The organism is Cohaesibacter intestini (assembly GCF_003324485.1).
GTDB lineage: Bacteria > Pseudomonadota > Alphaproteobacteria > Rhizobiales > Cohaesibacteraceae > Cohaesibacter > Cohaesibacter intestini.
On sequence record NZ_QODK01000003.1, the window covers coordinates 854667 to 874293 of the forward strand.

Consider the following 19627-nt stretch of genomic DNA (forward strand, 5'->3'; position numbering starts at 1 on the left):
CCCATCTTGCATTTGATCGTCCGGCCACAAAAAAGCCGGGCTGACGGGGCCCGGCTTTCCTATGTCATTCAATCCGCAGGATCAGGCAAGGGCCTGTTCCAGATCGGCGATGATATCGGCCACATCTTCGATGCCGATCGACAGACGCACCGTTTCAGGCGCTGCACCAGCGGCCGTCTTCTGCTCGTCGGTCAGCTGGCTGTGTGTGGTGGAGGCCGGATGGATCGCCAGAGAACGGGTGTCGCCGATATTGGCAACATGGCTGAAGAGTTTGAAGGCGGCAATCAGTTTGACACCTGCCTCATGACCGCCCTTCAGGCCAAAGGTGAAGACAGACCCGGCACCTTTGGGCATGTACTTCTTGTGCAATTCGTAATGCGGGCTTGATTCCAGACCGGCATAGGAAACCCAACTGACCGCTTCGTGGTTTTCCAGCCACTTGGCGACTTTCAGTGCGTTCTCGCAATGGCGTTCCATACGCAAAGGAAGGGTTTCGACGCCTGTCAGGATCTGGAAGGCGTTGAAAGGCGAAATTGCAGGGCCCAGATCGCGCAGACCAAGCACCCGGCAAGCAATCGCAAAGGCGATGCCGCCAAAAGTTTCGTGCAGTTTGACGCCGTTATATTCTGGCCGTGGCTCGGTCAGCATCGGGTACTTGTCTGATGCGGACCAGTCAAACTTGCCTGCCTCGACAATGATACCACCCATCGAATTGCCATGACCACCCATGAACTTGGTCATCGAATGCAGCACAATATCCGCGCCATACTCAATTGGCTTGCACAGATAGGGGGTCGCCATTGTGTTATCGACGATCAGCGGAATGCCAGCCTCGGCAGCCACTTTGGCAAAGCCCTCAATGTCCGAAATGACACCACCCGGATTGGCAAGACTCTCGATGTAAATGGCCTTGGTTTTCTCGTCGATCAACGCACGGGCCTTTTCCGGGTCCATTGCATCGGTCCATTTGACATGCCAGTCAAAGCTCTTGAAGGAGTGGTTGAACTGGTTGATCGAACCACCATAGAGCTTGTCGGCGGCGATGAAGTTGTCGCCGGGGCGCATGATGGAATGGAAAGTGAGCAACTGCGCCGAGTGACCAGACGCAACAGCCAGAGCTGCAGTGCCGCCTTCAAGAGCAGCAATGCGTTCTTCCAGAACCGCCTGTGTAGGGTTCATGATGCGGGTATAGATATTACCAAAGGCCTGCAGACCGAACAGGGCGGCCGCATGGTCCGCATCCTGAAACTCGTAGGACGTGGTCTGATAGATCGGCGTCACGCGTGCGCCAGTGGTCGGGTCAGGCTGTGCCCCTGCATGGATCGCCAAAGTGGAAAAGCCCGGATTGTTCGCCTCGCTCATGAAAGCCCCCTTCTAAAGAGTGTTTGCGCGCAGGCCTCTGATTGGCCTCACCGCAAATCGCGTTATTGATCGAAATATGCGCAAGACTTTATAGCAGCAGCCAATGGGATGCTATTTCCGATTTTGGAATATTTTTTCGAAGATGGGAGGGAAGAAGGAAGTTTGTTCTTCTGTGTCCAATTCGATGCCTTTACACAGAAAGAATAAACCTCAACACCCATGTCCTGACGCAAACAGAAAGGCCGCAGACATGGGGATCTGCAGCCTATCAAACAAATTCAAGTGGGGCGGGTTAGAAGTAGATCGGATATTCTATCTTCGGGCAGCGATCCATAATGACGGTGATGCCTTCGGCTTCCGCACGCGCTGCCGCCTCTTCATTGATGACGCCAAGCTGCATCCAGACAACTTTTGCCTTGATGGCAATGGCTTCATCGACCACTTGGCCCGCCGCTTCGGAATTGCGGAAGATGTCGACCATATCGACCGGTTCGGCAATGTCAGCCAGCGAACCGACCACTGTCTGACCAAGGATCTCACCGCCAGCCTTGCCCGGATTGACCGGAATGACCCGATATCCCTTGTCGAGCAAAAAGGCCATAACGCGATGACTGGCGCGTGCCGGCTTGTCACTGGCTCCTACAAGGGCAATGACCTTGGTCGTTTCCAGAATGTGCTTGATGGTGTCTGCCTGATGATCCTGCATGTTATTTGCTGTCCGGCCAGTCGGCTTTGCGCTTTTCAAGGAACGCGCTGATGCCTTCCTTGGCATCGCCCGCAAGCATGTTTTCCGCCATCACAAGAGAGGCAAGGTCATAGGCATCGGCAACATTCATATCGGCTTGACGATAGAAGGTCTCTTTGCCGAACTTCAGTGCGGTCTGGGACTTGGCTGCGATCTCCATCGCGTATTTGTCTACGACCAGACGCAGATAGTCCTTCGGCACCACCCGGTTGACCAGACCATAAGCCTTGGCAGTATGGGCGTCGATTTGCTCCCCGGTGACCAGCATTTCCATCGCCTGTTTGCGTGGCACGGCGCGGGTGAGGGCAACCATCGGCGTTGAACAGAATAGGCCGATATTGACCCCCGGGGTGCAGAAATTGGCTTCATTGACGCAAATGGCCAGATCGCAGGTGGCGACCAACTGGGTGCCAGCGGCTGTGGCCATGCCTTGCACTTCGGCAATGACGATCTTTGGTGTGTTGATGATCGACTGCATCAGCGCTGCGCAGGTGCGCATGATCAGCGAATAGTAATGACGACCGCCATCACGATCGCTGCGACGGGCGGTCATTTCCTTGAGATTGTGACCGGAGCAGAAAACCGGACCATTGGCCGCCAGAACAATGACATGGGTCTGGCGATCATTGTTGGCATGTTCGATCTCGTCCGACAGGGCATGCATCATCTCTTCCGACAAGGCATTGCGGCTTTCAGGGCGGTTCATGATCAACCGACGGATCGATCCAATCTGTTCGACGAGGACAGCAGCCTCTGGGGCAGAAGCCTCTTGAACTGGGGTTGGCGCAGACATGCTTTCTTTCCTCCGGCATAGTCAAAACTGCGATCAGGTGAGCGGCACATTGCCTGCCAAAAATTCCCTCTGTCAAGTTAGCCTCGTGAATAATATGCCCCCATCCAAGGCTGGAAGGGCTTGCAATCCGTACTTATCCGGGTCAACATTTGACCAAAACGTCAAAGTAAATGCGTGACGCGGCCTATCTCGTGGGTCAGGAGGAGGGAACGACAATGACGGAACAAGCAGCTCAAGAGACAGCTCAAGCAATGACAGCTGAGGAAATCACCATTCTGCTTGACGACATTTTCCCGCAGCTCAATCAGGGCAGGCGTTGTTACTTCATCGACTGGGTCAAGAATAGAGAGGCGGTTTTGCGGCTGAAGGCTGATGAACGCCATTTGCGCCCCGGAGGAACGGTGTCGGGCCCAACCATGATGGGTTTGGCGGATTTCGCCGCTTATGTTGTCATTCTGGCTGAAATCGGCCCTGTTGCGCTTGCCGTGACCACCAGCCTTAACATCAATTTTCTGATGAAACCCGCTCCGGGAGACATGCTGGCCCATGTCCGGACTTTGAAAATGGGCAAGCGGTTGGTGGTGGTCGAAGTGGATATGTGGTCTGAAGGGCAGGAAGATTTGGTTGCCCACGCCACGGCTACCTATTCGATTCCGCCGCAATGAAGGCGAGGAAAAGGGGCGGAAAAAGTTGATTTTGTGTGGTAATTATATACCGCAAAAATAATGCATTGTTTTTGTTGATGAATTTTGTTCGAAACTGCTTGACAAAGTCACGGGCTCGTATAAAAGAAGCGCCAGACATTGCGGCGGCTCTCTCGGGTCGCCGTTTCCTGTTGTCAATGTGACACCGAGATACGGAATAGCAATGAAAACATTTTCTGCAAACCCTTCCAACATCGAGAAGAAGTGGATTCTCATCGATGCCGAAGGTCTTGTGCTGGGTCGTGTGGCAGCGTTGATCGCCATGCGTCTTCGCGGCAAACACAAAGCCACCTTCACGCCACATATGGATTGTGGTGACAACGTGATCGTAATCAATGCCGACAAAGTCAAACTGACTGGTCGCAAATACGAGAACAAAAAATACTACTGGCACACCGGTCATCCGGGCGGCATCAAAGAGCGTACCGCTCGTCAGATCATCGAGGGCAAGTTCCCTGAGCGTGTTCTGGAGAAAGCTGTTCAGCGCATGATGCCAGGCGGCCCACTGACCCGCGTTCAGCTGTCCAACCTGCGTGTCTATGCTGGTGCAACGCACCCGCATGAAGCCCAGGCCCCAGAGGCACTGGATGTTAAATCCCTGAATGCCAAGAATGCGAGGGCTTAAGAATGAGCGATTCTGTACAGTCTCTTGAAGAACTCGGCTCTGCTATTGGCGTAGAAGCTGAAGAGTCCGCACCAGTTCACGTTCAGAAGCTTGATGCTCATGGTCGTGCATACGCCACCGGCAAGCGTAAAGACGCTGTTGCCCGCGTATGGATCAAACCAGGCTCTGGCAAGATCATCGTGAACAAAAAAGAATACAACGTCTATTTTGGTCGCCCAGTTCTGCAGATGGTTGTTAAACAACCTCTGGTCGCTGCTGACCGTGATGGCCAGTTCGACATCATCTGCACCGTTTCTGGTGGTGGTTTGTCCGGTCAGGCCGGTGCGATCCGTCACGGCATCTCCAAAGCTCTGACCTATTATGAGCCAGAGCTGCGCGGCGTTCTGAAAAAGGGTGGGTTCCTCACCCGTGACTCTCGTGTTGTCGAACGTAAGAAATTCGGTCGCGCGAAAGCACGTCGTTCCTTCCAGTTCTCCAAGCGTTAATCTCACGCTTCGAACTGCGCGAATTCAAGAAAGCCGCTTCCAACTGGAGGCGGCTTTTTTCGTGCGTCATGGAATATATCCGGTCGACATTATGCCGTCAAAGGGCAGGCATGAACCACTTTCATCTCACCTTACAGTTCCTTCAAGTATAACTGGAGTGGATTGCCAAACTGGGATTTGAGGCGTGATTATTGTAAAGAATATCCTGAATTTAAGCTTCCAATTTGCTTAAAATCTTCTTTTTGAACCTGTTTTCGGCGGGTAGTTGTGCGTCTTTACAACCTGTAATTCTTTACATGGCGGGCGAAAAGCAGACGGAAAATACGAAAAAATGCGTATATGGCGCAAATTTGGGCAGGAAAACTCGTAATTTTTTACAATATTTCTGATTTTAATTGTTCCAGACTATTTGAATAAAGAATTGATTAGGATTGTACAGTCATGCTTTTTCCCAAATAGGACCAAAATGCCCCTCAGTATTGGGAAAACAACATGTCTAAGAAACCAGTCTCGACCGAAATCAGGTTGACGAAGGGAATCATGGCAAAGACTCTGACCGTTGCGACTGCTGCGGTTATTGCGGTCTTTGCGCTGTTTGCCTTCTACAACGACACGCTGCAGCGTGAAACCATCCGGAACGAAACCGCCGTCTTGATGGACAATATCGGCAAGACGACTGCCAATAGCATCAATAACTGGCTGCAGGGCCGGATGACGCTGATTGCATCGTCGACCGAGTTTGCCAAGAAGATGGATAGTGACACGGATCCGCTGTCTTTGTTCAGCAACCAGACCTATCTCGACAACTTCCAATATTCCTATATTGGGATGGAAAAGACAGGCGAGTTCTTCATCTGGCCAGTCACCAAGATGGCGGACGATTACGACCCCCGCAAACGGCCTTGGTACAAGGACGCTGTTGCCAAGGGTGGGCCGGTTCTGACCGCTCCCTATGTCGATGCCTCCACCAAGGATCTGATCATCTCAGCCGCGCATCCGGTCAAGACCTCAGACGGTCTGCTCGGCGTGGCCGCAGGTGACTTCAGCATTAAAAGCCTTGTCCAGATGCTTTCCCAGACGGACCTCGACGGCAAGGGGCACGCCTTCCTGGTGTCAAAGGAAGGCAAGATTCTCGTTCACAGCAATATCGACTATGTCGATAAGGACCTCTCCGTTGCCTACCCAAATGGTGCTCCGGCCATTCGCCAGGAAATGGCCGAAGTGGAAGACGCCAACGGAACCTCGCTGATGACCTTTGTGCCGATCGAAGGCCTGCCGGTTGAATGGTATGTAGCCCTGTCGATGGACAAAAATCTGGCCTATGCATCGCTGTCTGACTTCCGTATGTCAGCCGCCATCGCAGCAACTCTGGCCGCCATTCTGATGATCATCGTGCTGGGCTTCTTCCTCACCAAACTGGTTGCCATGCCGATCAGCAACATGACGTCTGCCATGGGCCGCCTTGCTCACGGGGACAATGATGTCGAAATCGATGGACTTGATCGTCAGGACGAAATTGGTGCAATGGCAGAAGCCGTCATGGTGTTCAAACAGAATGCCATTGAGCAGGACCGGCTGCGTGCACAGCAGGCCAAGGAAGAGCAGGCCAAGCAGCAGCGGGTCGAACTGGTTGATCAATTGATCTCCGAGTTTGATCTGGAAGTCAGTGAAGTTCTCAAGACGATTTCGGTCTCTTCCTCCGGACTGGAAACCACCGCAGGATCATTGAATTCCACCGCAGAAGCCTCAGCCGCCAGCGCGACCACTGTGGCAGCCGCTTCGGAGGAAGCCTCGATCAACGTGCGTTCGGTTGCCGCCGCATCCGAAGAGCTGGCCGCTTCGATTTCCGAAATCAGCCGCCGGGTGAACCAGTCCCGCGAAATAGCCGAACGGGCCAGTGGTGCAGCCAAGCAGACGGACCAGACCGTGCAAAGCCTTGTGTCCACCACAGACCGGATCAGCCAAATCGTCAGCCTGATCAACGACATCGCGGCCCAGACCAATCTGCTGGCCCTCAATGCGACAATTGAAGCAGCGCGTGCCGGTGAAGCAGGCAAGGGCTTTGCGGTCGTGGCGTCAGAAGTGAAGTCACTCGCCGATCAAACCTCCAAGGCGACCGATGAAATTGCCACGCAGATTTCCGCCATGCAGTCGGTGTCGAATGAAGCCGCAGGTGCCATTCGCGGCATCGGGGATGTGATCGTCGAGATCAACGAGATCGCTTCTGAAATCGCTGCATCCGTCGATCAGCAGGGCGGCGCAACGCGCGAAATCGCCCATAATGTCAATGAAGCGGCGAAGGGTACACAGGAAGTGAGCGAAAGCACGGTGCTGGTGACCAAGGGAGCCAGTGACACCGAGGAGAGCGCAGCCAACGTTCTTTCCGCTGCGCTTGATCTGTCTGGCAAGTCGAGCGCTTTGCGTGACACTGTTCAGAACTTCGTCAACAAGATCCGTGCCGCCTGATCCAAGGGTCTGCACGGGGTGCCGAAGCACCAATTGTCAAAACGAGAAAAGCCGTCATGCAAATGACGGCTTTTCTTATGTCTGTTGCCAGATAGAAAGTGCCCTAGTGGCTGAGCGTGCGCGACACCGCGTCCTTCCAACCGGCATATTTGCGCTCTCGCACATCCTCGTCCATATGTGGCTCAAAGCGATTTTCAACCGCCCAGCTTTTTGCGAATTCCTCAGGCTCGGGATAGAAACCGACCTTCCAGCCTGCCAGATAGGCAGCACCAAGCGCGGTGGTCTCCAGAATGCGTGGCCGCTCCACCTTGGTGTTGAGGATGTCGGACAGGAACTGCATCGTCCAGTTGGAGGCAACCATGCCGCCATCCACCCGCAGCATCGTTTCGCTGTCGGTCTCCCAGTCCTTGCGCATCGCAGTCAGTAGATCACGGGTCTGGTAGCAGACCGACTCCAGCGTTGCACGGCAGACTTCTTCCGGTCCCGTCGCACGCGTCAGGCCAAACATGGCCCCGCGGCAATCCGCATCCCAGTAGGGCGCGCCAAGGCCGACAAAGGCCGGCACCAGATAGACCTGCTGGCTTTCATCCGCCTTGCGGGCCAGTGGGCCGGTCTGGTTGGCTTTTTCGATGATGCCAAGACCATCGCGCAACCACTGCACCGCAGCGCCTGCAATGAAGATCGAACCTTCCAGTGAAAAGGTCGGCTTGCCGTCAAATTGATAGGCGATGGTGGTCAAAAGGCGGTTCTCGGAACGAACCGGTTTCTCGCCTGTATTGAGCAGGGCAAAGCAGCCCGTGCCGTATGTCGATTTCATCATGCCCGGCTCAAAGCAGGCCTGACCAATGGCCGCAGCCTGCTGGTCTCCGGCAATGCCGGTGATCGGGATCGGGCCGCCAAACAGTTCGGGCATGCAGGTGCCAAAATCATCGGCACAATTCTTCACTTCTGGACGTGCCAGAGCTTGCGGCAGATTGAGGATCTGACGCAGGGTGCTGCTCCAGCGGCCATTGTGAATGTCATAAAGCATCGTGCGGCTGGCATTGGTCGCATCTGTCGCATGAACCTTGCCACCCGTCAGGCGCCACAACAGGAAGCTGTCAACCGTGCCAAAGGCCAGATGGCCCGCTTCGGCTTTCTCGCGCGCGCCTTCGACATTGTCGATGATCCAGGCCACCTTGGTGGAAGAAAAATAGGGGTCAAGCAATAGACCGGTTTTCTCGGTCACCGTTTCCTCAAGACCCTCATCCTTGAGCTTCTTGCAATAGTCCGACGTTCTGCGGTCCTGCCAGACGATGGCATTGTAGACGCATTCACCGGTGCGCTTGTCCCAGACGAGGGTGGTTTCACGCTGGTTGGTGATGCCGATGGCGGCGATTTCCGAGGCATGCGCCCCGGCATTTTCCATCGCCTCGCGACAGACGGTCACCACCGTATCCCAGATTTCCTCCGGATCATGTTCCACCCAGCCAGACTGCGGAAAATGCTGGGTGAATTCCTGCTGTGCGACAGACCGAATGCGGTAGTCCGCATCAAACAGGATGGCCCGTGATGAGGTGGTGCCCTGATCGATGGCCATTACGTAATTGTGTTTCATGAGCGATTCGCCTCTTCCCTCGAATGCTGCGCGTCTCTTGATCTTATGCGTCCCTCTTGGCCTTGCAAGGGGGACGCAGGGTTCATCTCTTGGATGCCGTGGGCAGGAGCTAGGCTTTGCCCGCCCAATAGGCCTTTAGATAGGCCTCAAGGGCTGCTGTTTGATCGGATGTGAAATGCAAGCCGCATTTGGTCCGGCGGAACAGAATGTCCTCCGCGGTCATGGCCCATTCGTTTTCGATCAGATAACGCACTTCGGCTTCATACAGATCCGCTCCGAAGCACTGGCCAAGACCGTCGGTATCGGTGATGCCTTCGAGCAAATCCCACGCCTTGGTGCCATACAGCCGCATCAGACGATAGGCCAGACGGTCCGACAGATAACCATGCTCAGATTTCAGGCGGGCCAACAGATCGTCAAAGGCGCTGGCATTGAAGTCACCCCCCGGCAAACGAGCGACCTTGGTCCATTTCTTGCCTTTCGGGCCGAGTTTCATTTCAATTTTCTTGAGCACCGATTCCGCCAGCATACGGGCCGTGGTGATTTTGCCGCCAAAAATGTGAATGATCGAGTTGTCGCATTCTTCCTTGCTCTGGCGTAGCACATAATCGCGGGTGGCTTCCTGCGCCGCCGATGCGCCATCATCATAAAGCGGCCTCACACCGGAATAGCTCCACACCACATCATCGCGGGTGACCGGCTTGGCGAAATACTCGCTGGCTGCATTGCACAGATAGAGCAGTTCTTCTTCTGTTGCCGCGACCTTGTCCTTGTCGAGATCGCCCTTGAAGTCATGATCGGTGGTGCCGATCAGGGTGAAATCTTCTTCGTAAGGAATGGAGAAGATGATCCGGCCGTCTTTATTCTGGAAGATGTAACAGCGCTTGTGGTCGAACATTTTCTTCACGATCATGTGGCTGCCCTGCACCAGACGCACATTCTTGTCGTCCGGTTTGCCCAAGGCATCGCCGATGATGTGATCGACCCACGGACCGGAAGCATTGATCACCATCCGGGCGTGATGAACAGTCTCTTCGCCGCTGATCTGATTTTTGGTCACGACCTTCCAGCTGGTGCCTTCGTAGGTGGCGGAAATGACCTTTTCGCGCACCAGTATGTTGGCACCGCGATCCCGGGCGTCCATGGCTGCCAGCACAACGAAACGGGCGTCATTGACCCAGCAATCAGAATATTCAAAGCCCTTGGTGAAGAGCGGCTTCAGCGGCTTGCCGACTTCATCCTTGGTCATGTCAATGTCGGCTGTCGCAGGCAACTCCTTGCGGCCACCAATATGGTCATAGAGAAACAGGCCAAGGCGGATCAGCCAAGCCGGACGCAGGTCCTTGTGATGCGGCAGCACGAAGCGCAATGGCCAGACGATATGCGGCGCATTGGCCCAAACCACTTCGCGTTCCTTGAGCGCTTCGCGGACCAGACGGAATTCATAATATTCCAGATAGCGCAGGCCACCATGGATCAGCTTGGTCGATGCGGAGGAGGTGGCGCTAGCCAGATCGTTCATTTCCGCAAGGGTCACGGAATATCCACGTCCAATGGCATCACGCGCGATGCCTACACCATTGATGCCACCACCAATGACAAAGATATCCTTGAGGTCTGCAGTCATAATTCACTCTCGCTGTTCGAGGGGAGGGCGACGATGATCTCGGTTTCAGCGTCGCGACAAAGGGTCTGGATGGCCTCGCTGGGCATCCGATCGGTTACGAAATAGTCGATATCGGCCAGATGGCCGATCCGCACGGGGGCGTTGCGCTCAAACTTCATCGAGTCGCTGACCAGGATGCGTTTGCGGGCATGTTGCAGGATCGCCTGCGCAATCCGCACCTCGCGATAGTCATAGTCGAGCAGGGATCCGTCGCTATCGATTGAGGAAACCCCGATCACCGCGAAATCGACCTTGAACTGCTTGATGAAATCGATGGTCGCTTCACCGACAAGCCCGCCATCAGACTTGCGCAACATGCCACCTGCCACCACCACCTCAGCATTCGATCCGTTATGCAGAATGTTGGCGACGTTGATATTGTTGGTGATGACCATCAGGCCATCATGGCGCACAAGAGCTTCAGCCACCTGTTCGGTGGTTGTCCCGATATTGAGGATGAGAGAGGCATTGTCCGGGATCAGCTGAGCTGCTGCCTTGCCAATGGCTGCTTTTTCCGCTGCCGCATGTGACCGCCGCGCGGTGTAGGCATAGTTGGACACGCCGGATTTGTAGATCGCACCGCCATGCACACGCTCCAGCAGGTCGTGATCGCACAGCACGTTGAGGTCCTTGCGGATGGTTTGCGGCGTGACATCGAAATGAGCCGCCAACCCGTCGACATCAACCCGGCCGTCGCGCTTGGCAAGTTCCATAATGTCAGAATGGCGTGGAATGAGGGGATCCAAGACTATGCTCCTTTTGGTGGGCATCATGCGCTCGAATCTTCCTTTTGCCAAGGGTGAAAGTTCATTTCACAGGGAATGTGAACAAAAACGAACCTTAAATTGCAAATAGTGCGCCTCATAACGAAAAAGGCCGAGCCTGAATGAACAGGCCCGGCCAATCGGTAAGACTGAAGGTCAGCTCTTAGATTGTCTCACCGCGTCGGTAGGAAACACCATAGAAGATGGAGAACAGCACCGGCACCACAATCAAGGTGAGGATGGTGGCGGCTGCCAAGCCGAACATGATGGTCACCGCCAGCGGCGCAAAGAAGACGTCGCTCAACAGAGGGATCAGACCCAGCACCGTGGTGATGGCAGCCATCGTCACCGGACGCATACGCGACACCGCGGCCCGTGTGATGGAATCATGCATATTCAGCCCTTCTTCCTCATTCAGCCGCTTGATCTCTTCGATCAGCACGATGCCATTTTTCAGCAACATGCCCGACAGGGACAAAAAGCCCAGCAAAGCCGTGAACGCGAAGGGCTGGTTGAAGGTCAGGAGGCCCGAAGTCACCCCGATCACCGCCAAAGGCAGGGTCAACCACACAACCATCGTCTGGCGGAACGAGTTGAACAGCATGATGGTGATGGCGAACATGACCAGCACACCAAGAGGGACGAAGGCAAAGACCGCCTTGTTGGCCTTGGACTGGGCTTCAAATTCCCCACCCCATGACAGTTCATAGCCCGGTGGCAGGTCCAACGCCTCGACCTGAGGCCGCAGACGTTCGAACAGGGCAAAGCTGTTGGTGTCGGAATTCGGATCCGCATCCACCCAGACCTGAATGGTGCGTTTGCGGTCGCGACGCATCACCAGCGGATCTTCCCATGCCAAGCCGATTTCCTGCACCACCTGATCAATGCTGACATAGCGGTTAAGCACGGGACTGAAGACCTGAATGTCACTCAATTGCTCGACATTCGACCGCTCGTTCAGAGGCGGGCGCAGGATAATCGGCAGAATCGAGGATCCATCGCGCATTTTGGCAATTTCCAGCCCCTTCACATTCATCAAAATGGCAGAATCGATGTCGGCCTTGGAAATGCCGAGTCTGCGGGCCTCGGCCTCTGCGAATTGTGGCTGCAACACCTTGCTACGTTCCCGCCAGTCATGGCGAATGTTGATGGTATCGGGATCATCGCGATAGATGTCGATCACTTCACTTGCCAACCGGCGCAGCTCTTCCGGATCCGGACCCGAAAGCCGGGCCTCGATCTTGGCCTTGGTGGCAGGGCCAATCTGGAACTGGTTGGTTTTGACAAAGGCTTGCGGCGCTTCTTCCTTAAGTAGATTGAGCACCCAATTGCGAATTTCTGGCATGTCATTATAGGATTTCACCCGAATGATGAACTGGCCAAAGTTGGCAAAAGACCGCTCGCCCTGATAGGTCAGCATGAAACGCTCTGCCGTGGTGCCGACCGTCGTCGTCACCTGATCGATGCCCTCATGTGCGCGGATCTTGACTTCCAGAGCAGCCATGTCCTCGATGGTCGAGCGAATGTCGGAGCCCTGTGGCAGCCAGTAGTCCGCCGTGAACATCGGCAGGTTGGAAGGCGGGAAGAAGGCCTTGTTGACATATTTGAAGCCATAGACCGCTGTTGCCATCGTGGCAATCATCACAAAAGTGGTGACCCAACGCCAACGCAAGGTGAACAGCAACAGCCCCTTGTAGATCTGATAGAAGATGCTCTGATAAGGATCATCCAGTTGCTGGCTGTCTGAAGCATCTATTTCGCTTTTGTCGCTCTCGTTACCGCTTTCTTTGGTTGGTTTCTTGCCGCGGAACATCACCGAGGCAAGGAATGGCGTCAGCGTGATGGCAAACAGCCAGGAGATTAGCAATGAGATGAACAGGATCCAGAACAGCGAACCGGTAAATTCACCAGATGCATCTGGTGACAGGCCAATGGGAGCAAAGGCTGTGACGGAAATAACCGTTGCCCCGAACAGCGGCCACATGGTCTGACCGACGATCCGCTTGGCAGCATCACGGGTGGAAAGACCTTGCTTGATGCCTATCAGAATGCCGTCAGTGATGACGATGGCATTGTCAACCAGCATACCCAGCGCAATGATCAAGGCACCAAGGGAAATGCGGTGGAGATTGATGTTGTAAATGTCCATCACGATGAAAGTGGCACAAATGGTCAGCAACAGGATGAGGCTCATCAAGACCCCGGATCGCGCCCCCATCGTCAGCAGCAGCACCACCACCACAATGGCCAGCGCCTGACCAAGACTGACAAGGAAGTCATTGACCGAATTTTCGACCTGTCGCGGCTGGTCATAAATGGTCGCCAGTTCCACTCCGATCGGACGGGTATAATCGAGCTCCGCGAGACGGGCCCGCACGGACTGCCCCACTTCCACCACGTTGACACCGCTGGCAAAGGAAACTCCGATCGTCAGAGCATTTTCGCTGTTGAAATGATAGACATGTCGGGGTGGCTGCACATAGTCGATTTTCACATTGGCCACATCCGACAAATATATCAGTTCGTCTCCTGTCTGGCCCAGCAGAATGTCGCGGATCTGTTCAACATTGCTGTAATTGCCTGTCGAACTGATGCGGATAAATTCCGTACCGATGCGCAGATTGCCTGCATTGGTGACCAGATTCTGGTTTTGCAGCAGCTGCTTGAGGGCTGTCACCGAAATATTGTGCGAATTGAGCTTGGCGCGGTTGATCTCGATGATGATCTGACGCTCCAGTCCGCCGCCAATCGATACCTTTCCAACCCCGTCCACCAGCACCAGCTCGCGGCGCAGAAAGTCGACATAGTCATTGAGCTCTTGATGGGAATAGCCAGCCCCCGTGACTGCCATGAACATGCCATAGACATCACCGAAATCGTCATTGACCACAGGCGGACGCGATCCAAGCGGCAGGGAAGGGGCGAGGTCGTTGATTTTACGCCGCATTTCATCCCAGATCTGAGCAAGATCCTTCTTGCGGTAGATCGATTTCATTTCCACGGTGACCTGACTGAGGCCAGCCGAGGAAATGGAGGTTACATGGTCGACATAGGGCAGTTGCTGGATCGCGGTTTCGATCGGCAGCGTTACTTCTTCCTCGACCTCCATGGATGAGGCGCCGGGATAGGCCGTGACGACCACTGCCTGCTTGATGGTGAATTCGGGGTCTTCCAGACGACCCAGATTGAAAAAGGCCAGGACACCGCCTGCCAACAACAGGATGGTGACCATCCAGCTGACGGTTTTCCGCTCGATGGCGTAATCAGTCAAATTCATGATAGCGGTTCCTAGAGGCCACGTTCTTTTTGGTAGGCACGCAGTTTCATGCCTTCTGCGACATGGGAAACCCCGACGGCGACAAGGCGGTCGCCATCCTGCAAACCCTCAAGAATGCGCACAGAGCCATCCTCAAGTCCGAGTACTTCCACTTCTGTCTTGCGGGCCTGATTCTGCGGATCCACCTTCCAGACCCAGCGCTTGCCAGCTTCTTCAAAAACGGATTCAAGCGGCACAAGGACACCGCCGGTGCCTTCGGGTGCCGTGAGACCGGCCACATCGGCCCGCACATTGACACTCATGCCCGGCAACACGCTAAGCTCTTTGGGAACCGGCATGGTCGCCGTCACTTTGAAAGAGCGTGTCACAGCATCGGGAAGGGCGTCATGCTCTTTGTAGGTTGCCAGAAACTTCTGATCGGGCAGGGCATCGAACCGCACCTCAAAAGCCAGGCCAAGCGAGTTGCTGATCGGATTGAACAGCAGCAACAGCTTTTCTGGGACGTTGAAGACAATGTCGATGTCATCGCGCCCCTGAAACTGGATCACAGCCGCGCCCGCAGCCACATTCTGGTAGCGTTCGACATTGACCTTGGCGATCACGCCATCATAAGGCGCGTGCAAGACCGTATAGCCAACATCTTCCTTGGCCATCTTGAGGGCAACCTCTGCACCGGAAAAGGTTGCCTTTGCCGTATCCAGCGCCGCTTTTGCCACATGCTTCTTTTCAAACAGGGATTCGGTTCTGGTCAGCTGAATTTGCGCCAGATCGAAGGTTGCCTGCCGCTGCGCCACGACATTTTTGTAGGGCGTGTCGTCAAGCTTGGCGATGACGTCCCCTTCTTTCAAAATCTGCCCTGCATGAATTGGCAGCTCAGAAATCTGCCCGGCCACGCGAAAGGCCAGGATCGAATTGCGGGACGCCGCAGTCACGCCAGGGAAGGTTTTGTAAAAGCTGAAGGCTACCTTGCTGGCGGTTGCAATCTTCGCAGGGCGGGCAAAGGGATCTTCCTGCACGGGTTCTTCCGCAATGGCATCAAAAACACCATCCTTGCAGCCAGCAAGAGCCAAGGCAGAAAGGCCGATCAAGAGCAGTTTTCGGAGCATGTTTTGGGTCCGTTCAATATTACAAAGACGCGGGATAAGAGGGGGCGCCCGCAGTAGCCTGTTAAATACATGCATGAATGTATGTTTGTCTAGTTGTTTTTTCCTGTAGGATGCTGCTATGCATAACTAAGCGGCTTTGCTAGGCAGCTTTGCTGCAATGCCATCCTGAATGAAGACTGACCAACCGGACCCGACCATGGCGCGCAAGACGAAAGAAGAAGCAGAAAAAACCTATTTTGCCCTGCTTGAAGCGGCGGCGGACTTATATAGCAGTCAGGGGTATGCTCGCACGACCATCAACGAGATTGCCTCTCATGCAGGCATGACGCGAGGTGCGTTTTACTGGCACTTCCAAAGCAAGGAAGACGTCATCAAGGGCATTTGGGAAAATCATGCCTATCCGGGTTTCAATCCGGTTCGGCAGGCGCTGATCAGTTTGCCCGAAGACGACCCAGCCAGTGCGTTCCGGGTGCAAATCAACCGTCTGATCGACGTGTTTGCCCGTGATCGTCTTGTGTCGCGTGCGATGTTTATCATCATTCACAATATGGAAATTTCAGACAAGGAAGGCGATCTGCATCAGTTTCTGTCTGAGCAGCATCAGATGTTTCAGGATACGATCGCCACTGCTTTCAAAAGCATCGAGAAGGCGGGGCAGTTAAAGGCAAATATGGACCCCAAGGTCACCGCGCTCTCGTGTCTTTGTCTGTTTGTCGGCATGGTTGAGAAGGCTCTGCTGCCATTCATGGAGCTGGACCTCGAGACCGAAGGAAAAGAGCTGTTCGCCAGTTTCTTTGATGCGGTGCTGGAAATTGAACCCCAGCGCACTAAAACGTGATCTGTACGTTTTTTCAAAGTTTTAGTTTCTTCAAATCGGTGCCCGGATGCCCGCAGTGAGCGCAGGCGCATGCCTGAAGCCTGCGAGACAGCCTCATGTGGAAATGTCAAACGTATGACAAAATAGACGTTGATTAACCCCATCAGGGTCTTTAAACAGGGCGGCGGAGAGGTGGCCGAGTGGTCGAAGGCGCGCCCCTGCTAAGGGCGTAGGCGGGTAACTGTCTCGAGGGTTCGAATCCCTTCCTCTCCGCCATTTTCCTCGCAGCAAGTTGAAATTTATATTGTAAATTCAGTCACTTGATATTAGACACTCGCAAGAATGCCAAAATTTGCTACACATTTTGCTACACAAATCTATGCATAAGTCTATGGTATCTTCCACAGTTTTCATGAATTTGCCCAGTTGAGTGCGGCCGGAAGAATAATTAAAAACTCTCCCCCAATGGTATCAATAGAATGGTTCCAATCAATCAGGTTTGGGGCGACTTCTTGACTAAACTGTACCGTACAATTTGATGTGAACGACTCTTTGCGTCACCCCGCTGAGCGATAAGCCAATTTTCAGCGCAGCCGTGTTGAAGCGGTAACATTAATTCAGAGCAGTAATCTACCCATGCTGCATGAACGCCATCCTAATGTCGACCAACGGCGGAAGGACGAAGCGGACCAATGCGCTGCAGCATCACTTGATCGCAATCATCAAATACCGTGATTGGCAATCGCGGCCCAAAGTGGTCACTCTTCTGGCGCAACAGGCCTAAAGCCGATCTCCCCTTTGCCGCCATTCGTTCAAACTGCAGCATCTTCAGAAATCAGATAACAGTTGAGTGGACAAAGCGGGCTTTTGTTGCTGCGCCGTGCTTCCAGCTCCACTGGTACATTCTTTTAGGGAACTAGGCGCGAAGCGAACCTCTATCGTGGGCCCGAGCTTTTTCGCATCGTCGATCGAAACGGCTATTCGTGGGTTCTCAAAGAACGTCCTGGCCGTAGCGGCACAATCAGGCAGAGAGAGAACTCTTACTATAGCACTCGTGTCACAATCGCAAAACTAGGGTCAAAACTCATTGATACCATTGAACTAACGTGTCAAATCAGATTCTATCTGTCCAATCTACGGATTGGAGGCTTGGATGGGACATCTGTTTTGGTTGTCGGACGAGCAATGGGCTGTGATTGAGCCACTTTTGCCAAATAACAAGGGAGGAGGCCGCCGTGTCGATGATCGCCGGGTAATCTCTGGCATCATCCATGTTTTGAAAGTGGGCTGCCGCTGGTGCGACTGCCCTGCAGACTACGGCCCCGCAACAACAATCTATAACCGGTTCAATAGATGGTCTCACAAACGGTTCTGGGTTGATCTCGTTGAGGCTCTGGCAGCTTCAGGTGCCGTGACCAAAAGCACCGCTATCGATAGCACCTATGTCAAGGCTCACCGCTCTGCATATGGCGGTAAAGGGGGGCAAAAAATCAGGCGATCGGGCCGTCTCGGGGGGGCCAAACCACCAAAATCCACATTCTGACCGATGTCATTGGCCGCCCCTTTGCGTTCAAATTGACTGGTGGCAATGCTGCAGATAGTCCGATTGCGCCTGTATTGCTGAACAGCTTGAAAGGTGCGAAATACTTACTCGCAGACAAAGGTTATGACGCAAACAGTCTGCGAAAGCACTTGCGTCAGTCAGCCATCGTCCCGGTCATTCCAGGCCGCTCAAATCGCAAGCGTTCAATCCGCTATGATGAACGGCGTTACAAGGATCGCCACCTAATCGAAAATGCCTTCTGTCGCCTCAAAGACTTCCGACGCGTGGCAACTCGATATGACAAGCTTGCCAGAAACTTCCTATCCGCAGTCGCATTGGCAACACTCATTGCATTCTGGATTTGATTGAGTCTGGAGCCTAAACATTCAAAAACTCACCATAATGGAACAGAGCTACAATCTAAACGGCCACATTGAGGGGTGAGCGTCAGACAAACATGGATTCTGCTTCGACACTTCAGGCCGTCTCTTGTCGGACAAAGAAAGAATTAATTACTTCTGTGCTAAATGCTGTTTAGAACGATAGAACAACATTTAATTGTGCCAAGCGTTGGTAAATATGAGCCACTCTCTTGCGAAAAGCATTATAAGTTTCGAATTTCCAGTCGATGATGTGTCGGAGTGGACAAGGATTGGACGTCACAACAAAAGAACCAAAAATCTGATCATAATTGGAGGATATATAACGATCGTTATATCTCTGGCTTGGTCACTATTTTTCCTTCTCGTCGGTTTTACCTCCCTTCTTTTCACTTGTATCGTATCGATCTTTACCGCTGCAGTTCAAATTGCACTGGCAAAGAGAAACAATGTGATCGTAGCTGCCGTTTTGATGACCCATATGTTATTTCTAACGGTTGCTGTCGCATGCTTCGCCGACACCCCAAGCGATGGAATCCCGCAATCGACACAGATGAATTTGCTTCCAATCGCTGCAGCAGCGTTTCTTATCTTTGAGAAAAACAATCTGTATCTGCGCGCTCTGTTTCCGGCCTTTGGAGTTTTGCTGTTCCTGTTTTTTGAACTTGGCCTAGCACCGCAACCATGGCCCAACCTATTGATTCCTATTGAAATACGATCCGTAGGTTTCTGGTTTAACACTTTGTCTGGAGTGTTGGGTGCTTGTACTGTCATCTCGATCATGCGTTACACCCGCAAACACGAACGCACTCTGGAAGCAGAGTTACGCTCAGCTGTTTCTCGCGGAGAATTTAGGCTGTTTTATCAACCACAAGTGAATGAACAAGGACGCATTTATGGTGTGGAGGCTCTTTTGCGCTGGCATCATCCTACAAAAAGCAATGTTTCCCCTGCAGAATTTATTCCCTTAGCAGAAGAGACCGGGTTGATCATTCCAATAGGTGATTGGGCATTAAAGACAGCATGTGCGCAAATTGTTCAGTGGTCGAAATCACCCAAAACTAGTGGCCTCCATATCGCGGTCAATATCAGCGTAACACAATTTCAACAGCCTGACTTTGTCCAGCAAGTCAAACACATCATCAGCAAAAGTGGTGCGTCGCCTTCTAACCCGTCTTATGCATGAAGGTCGGGAATTTGGCTGGCGAATGTAGTGTAAATGGTTGATTTGTTGTAGGATTTGGTTGCTTACACCTATCCATTCCATCTCGCACACACAGCCACATTCGCCATGACC

General features: G+C 53.5%; 15 protein-coding genes and 1 tRNA gene. 8 read left to right on the plus strand and 8 right to left on the minus strand.

Annotated features, from left to right (window positions below):
• Positions 1–81: 81 nt before the first annotated feature.
• The 3 genes from DSD30_RS14570 to DSD30_RS14580 all read right to left on the minus strand — a co-directional run bounded on the left by DSD30_RS14570 (position 82) and on the right by DSD30_RS14580 (position 2900).
• Positions 82–1362 (minus strand): O-acetylhomoserine aminocarboxypropyltransferase, encoded by a 1281-nt coding sequence (locus tag DSD30_RS14570; protein ID WP_114010369.1) that lies wholly within the window; start codon positions 1360–1362, stop codon positions 82–84.
• Positions 1363–1654: 292 nt separating this feature from the next.
• Positions 1655–2068 carry a CoA-binding protein gene (locus DSD30_RS14575; protein WP_114010370.1) on the minus strand — a complete coding sequence of 138 codons (414 nt, stop codon included), beginning with the start codon at positions 2066–2068 and terminating at the stop codon, positions 1655–1657.
• Position 2069: 1 nt separating this feature from the next.
• Positions 2070–2900: an enoyl-CoA hydratase gene (locus DSD30_RS14580; protein WP_114010371.1), complete on the minus strand. Its 831-nt coding sequence runs from the start codon at positions 2898–2900 to the stop codon at positions 2070–2072.
• Between the two features lie 215 nt (positions 2901–3115).
• Here DSD30_RS14580 and DSD30_RS14585 point away from each other — a divergent pair, with 215 nt between their 5' ends.
• From DSD30_RS14585 to DSD30_RS14600, 4 genes are all read left to right on the plus strand, one after another.
• Entirely contained in the window at positions 3116–3565 is a 450-nt protein-coding gene (locus tag DSD30_RS14585) for a PaaI family thioesterase (RefSeq protein WP_425359468.1), read from the plus strand.
• 202 nt (positions 3566–3767) lie between these two features.
• Positions 3768–4229 carry a 50S ribosomal protein L13 gene (gene rplM / locus DSD30_RS14590; protein WP_114010372.1) on the plus strand — a complete coding sequence of 154 codons (462 nt, stop codon included), beginning with the start codon at positions 3768–3770 and terminating at the stop codon, positions 4227–4229.
• A 2-nt stretch (positions 4230–4231) separates the two neighbouring features.
• Positions 4232–4714 (plus strand): 30S ribosomal protein S9, encoded by a 483-nt coding sequence (gene rpsI / locus DSD30_RS14595; RefSeq protein WP_114010373.1) that lies wholly within the window; start codon positions 4232–4234, stop codon positions 4712–4714.
• Between the two features lie 492 nt (positions 4715–5206).
• Positions 5207–7180, plus strand: coding sequence for a methyl-accepting chemotaxis protein (locus tag DSD30_RS14600; RefSeq protein ID WP_114010374.1), 1974 nt, complete (start codon positions 5207–5209; stop codon positions 7178–7180).
• Positions 7181–7283: 103 nt separating this feature from the next.
• Here the strand turns inward: DSD30_RS14600 and glpK are convergent, their stop codons facing one another.
• The 5 genes from glpK to DSD30_RS14625 all read right to left on the minus strand — a co-directional run bounded on the left by glpK (position 7284) and on the right by DSD30_RS14625 (position 15590).
• Positions 7284–8777 (minus strand): glycerol kinase GlpK, encoded by a 1494-nt coding sequence (glpK, locus tag DSD30_RS14605; protein WP_114010375.1) that lies wholly within the window; start codon positions 8775–8777, stop codon positions 7284–7286.
• Positions 8778–8886: 109 nt separating this feature from the next.
• The gene (gene glpD / locus DSD30_RS14610) at positions 8887–10404 is read right to left on the minus strand and encodes a glycerol-3-phosphate dehydrogenase (protein WP_114010376.1); all 1518 of its coding nucleotides are present in this window, start codon (positions 10402–10404) and stop codon (positions 8887–8889) included.
• Positions 10401–11189: a DeoR/GlpR family DNA-binding transcription regulator gene (locus DSD30_RS14615; protein WP_280955311.1), complete on the minus strand. Its 789-nt coding sequence runs from the start codon at positions 11187–11189 to the stop codon at positions 10401–10403. The genes glpD and DSD30_RS14615 overlap by 4 nt, the downstream gene beginning before the upstream one ends.
• A gap of 181 nt (positions 11190–11370) precedes the next feature.
• The gene (locus DSD30_RS14620) at positions 11371–14484 is read right to left on the minus strand and encodes an efflux RND transporter permease subunit (RefSeq protein ID WP_114010377.1); all 3114 of its coding nucleotides are present in this window, start codon (positions 14482–14484) and stop codon (positions 11371–11373) included.
• An 11-nt stretch (positions 14485–14495) separates the two neighbouring features.
• Entirely contained in the window at positions 14496–15590 is a 1095-nt protein-coding gene (locus DSD30_RS14625; protein ID WP_157967718.1) for an efflux RND transporter periplasmic adaptor subunit, read from the minus strand.
• A gap of 196 nt (positions 15591–15786) precedes the next feature.
• Here DSD30_RS14625 and DSD30_RS14630 point away from each other — a divergent pair, with 196 nt between their 5' ends.
• The 4 genes from DSD30_RS14630 (at position 15787) to DSD30_RS14645 (ending at position 19516) form a co-directional block, all read left to right on the plus strand.
• Positions 15787–16428, plus strand: a complete 642-nt coding sequence (locus tag DSD30_RS14630; protein ID WP_157967719.1) for a TetR family transcriptional regulator — start codon at positions 15787–15789, stop codon at positions 16426–16428.
• Between the two features lie 165 nt (positions 16429–16593).
• Positions 16594–16683, plus strand: a tRNA-Ser gene (locus DSD30_RS14635).
• Positions 16684–17560: 877 nt separating this feature from the next.
• A protein-coding gene (locus tag DSD30_RS14640; protein WP_114010380.1) for an IS5 family transposase occupies positions 17561–18315 on the plus strand; the annotation gives its coding sequence in 2 pieces (ribosomal slippage) (positions 17561–17897 and positions 17897–18315; 756 coding nt in all).
• A 214-nt stretch (positions 18316–18529) separates the two neighbouring features.
• Positions 18530–19516, plus strand: coding sequence for an EAL domain-containing protein (locus tag DSD30_RS14645; RefSeq protein WP_114010381.1), 987 nt, complete (start codon positions 18530–18532; stop codon positions 19514–19516).
• The last annotated feature ends 111 nt before the right edge of the window (positions 19517–19627 follow it).

What these genes read in the sequence shown, in the direction of transcription:
- glpD (WP_114010376.1), bottom strand. Translation starts at nt 10,404, where the DNA reads ATGACTGCAGACCTCAAGGATATCTTTGTCATTGGTGGTGGCATCAAT.
- rplM (WP_114010372.1), top strand. Translation starts at nt 3,768, where the DNA reads ATGAAAACATTTTCTGCAAACCCTTCCAACATCGAGAAGAAGTGGATT.
- DSD30_RS14625 (WP_157967718.1), bottom strand. Translation starts at nt 15,590, where the DNA reads ATGCTCCGAAAACTGCTCTTGATCGGCCTTTCTGCCTTGGCTCTTGCT.
- DSD30_RS14580 (WP_114010371.1), bottom strand. Translation starts at nt 2,900, where the DNA reads ATGTCTGCGCCAACCCCAGTTCAAGAGGCTTCTGCCCCAGAGGCTGCT.
- DSD30_RS14645 (WP_114010381.1), top strand. Translation starts at nt 18,530, where the DNA reads ATGAGCCACTCTCTTGCGAAAAGCATTATAAGTTTCGAATTTCCAGTC.
- glpK (WP_114010375.1), bottom strand. Translation starts at nt 8,777, where the DNA reads ATGAAACACAATTACGTAATGGCCATCGATCAGGGCACCACCTCATCA.
- DSD30_RS14585 (WP_425359468.1), top strand. Translation starts at nt 3,116, where the DNA reads ATGACGGAACAAGCAGCTCAAGAGACAGCTCAAGCAATGACAGCTGAG.
- DSD30_RS14575 (WP_114010370.1), bottom strand. Translation starts at nt 2,068, where the DNA reads ATGCAGGATCATCAGGCAGACACCATCAAGCACATTCTGGAAACGACC.
- DSD30_RS14570 (WP_114010369.1), bottom strand. Translation starts at nt 1,362, where the DNA reads ATGAGCGAGGCGAACAATCCGGGCTTTTCCACTTTGGCGATCCATGCA.
- DSD30_RS14630 (WP_157967719.1), top strand. Translation starts at nt 15,787, where the DNA reads ATGGCGCGCAAGACGAAAGAAGAAGCAGAAAAAACCTATTTTGCCCTG.
- rpsI (WP_114010373.1), top strand. Translation starts at nt 4,232, where the DNA reads ATGAGCGATTCTGTACAGTCTCTTGAAGAACTCGGCTCTGCTATTGGC.
- DSD30_RS14600 (WP_114010374.1), top strand. Translation starts at nt 5,207, where the DNA reads ATGTCTAAGAAACCAGTCTCGACCGAAATCAGGTTGACGAAGGGAATC.
- DSD30_RS14620 (WP_114010377.1), bottom strand. Translation starts at nt 14,484, where the DNA reads ATGAATTTGACTGATTACGCCATCGAGCGGAAAACCGTCAGCTGGATG.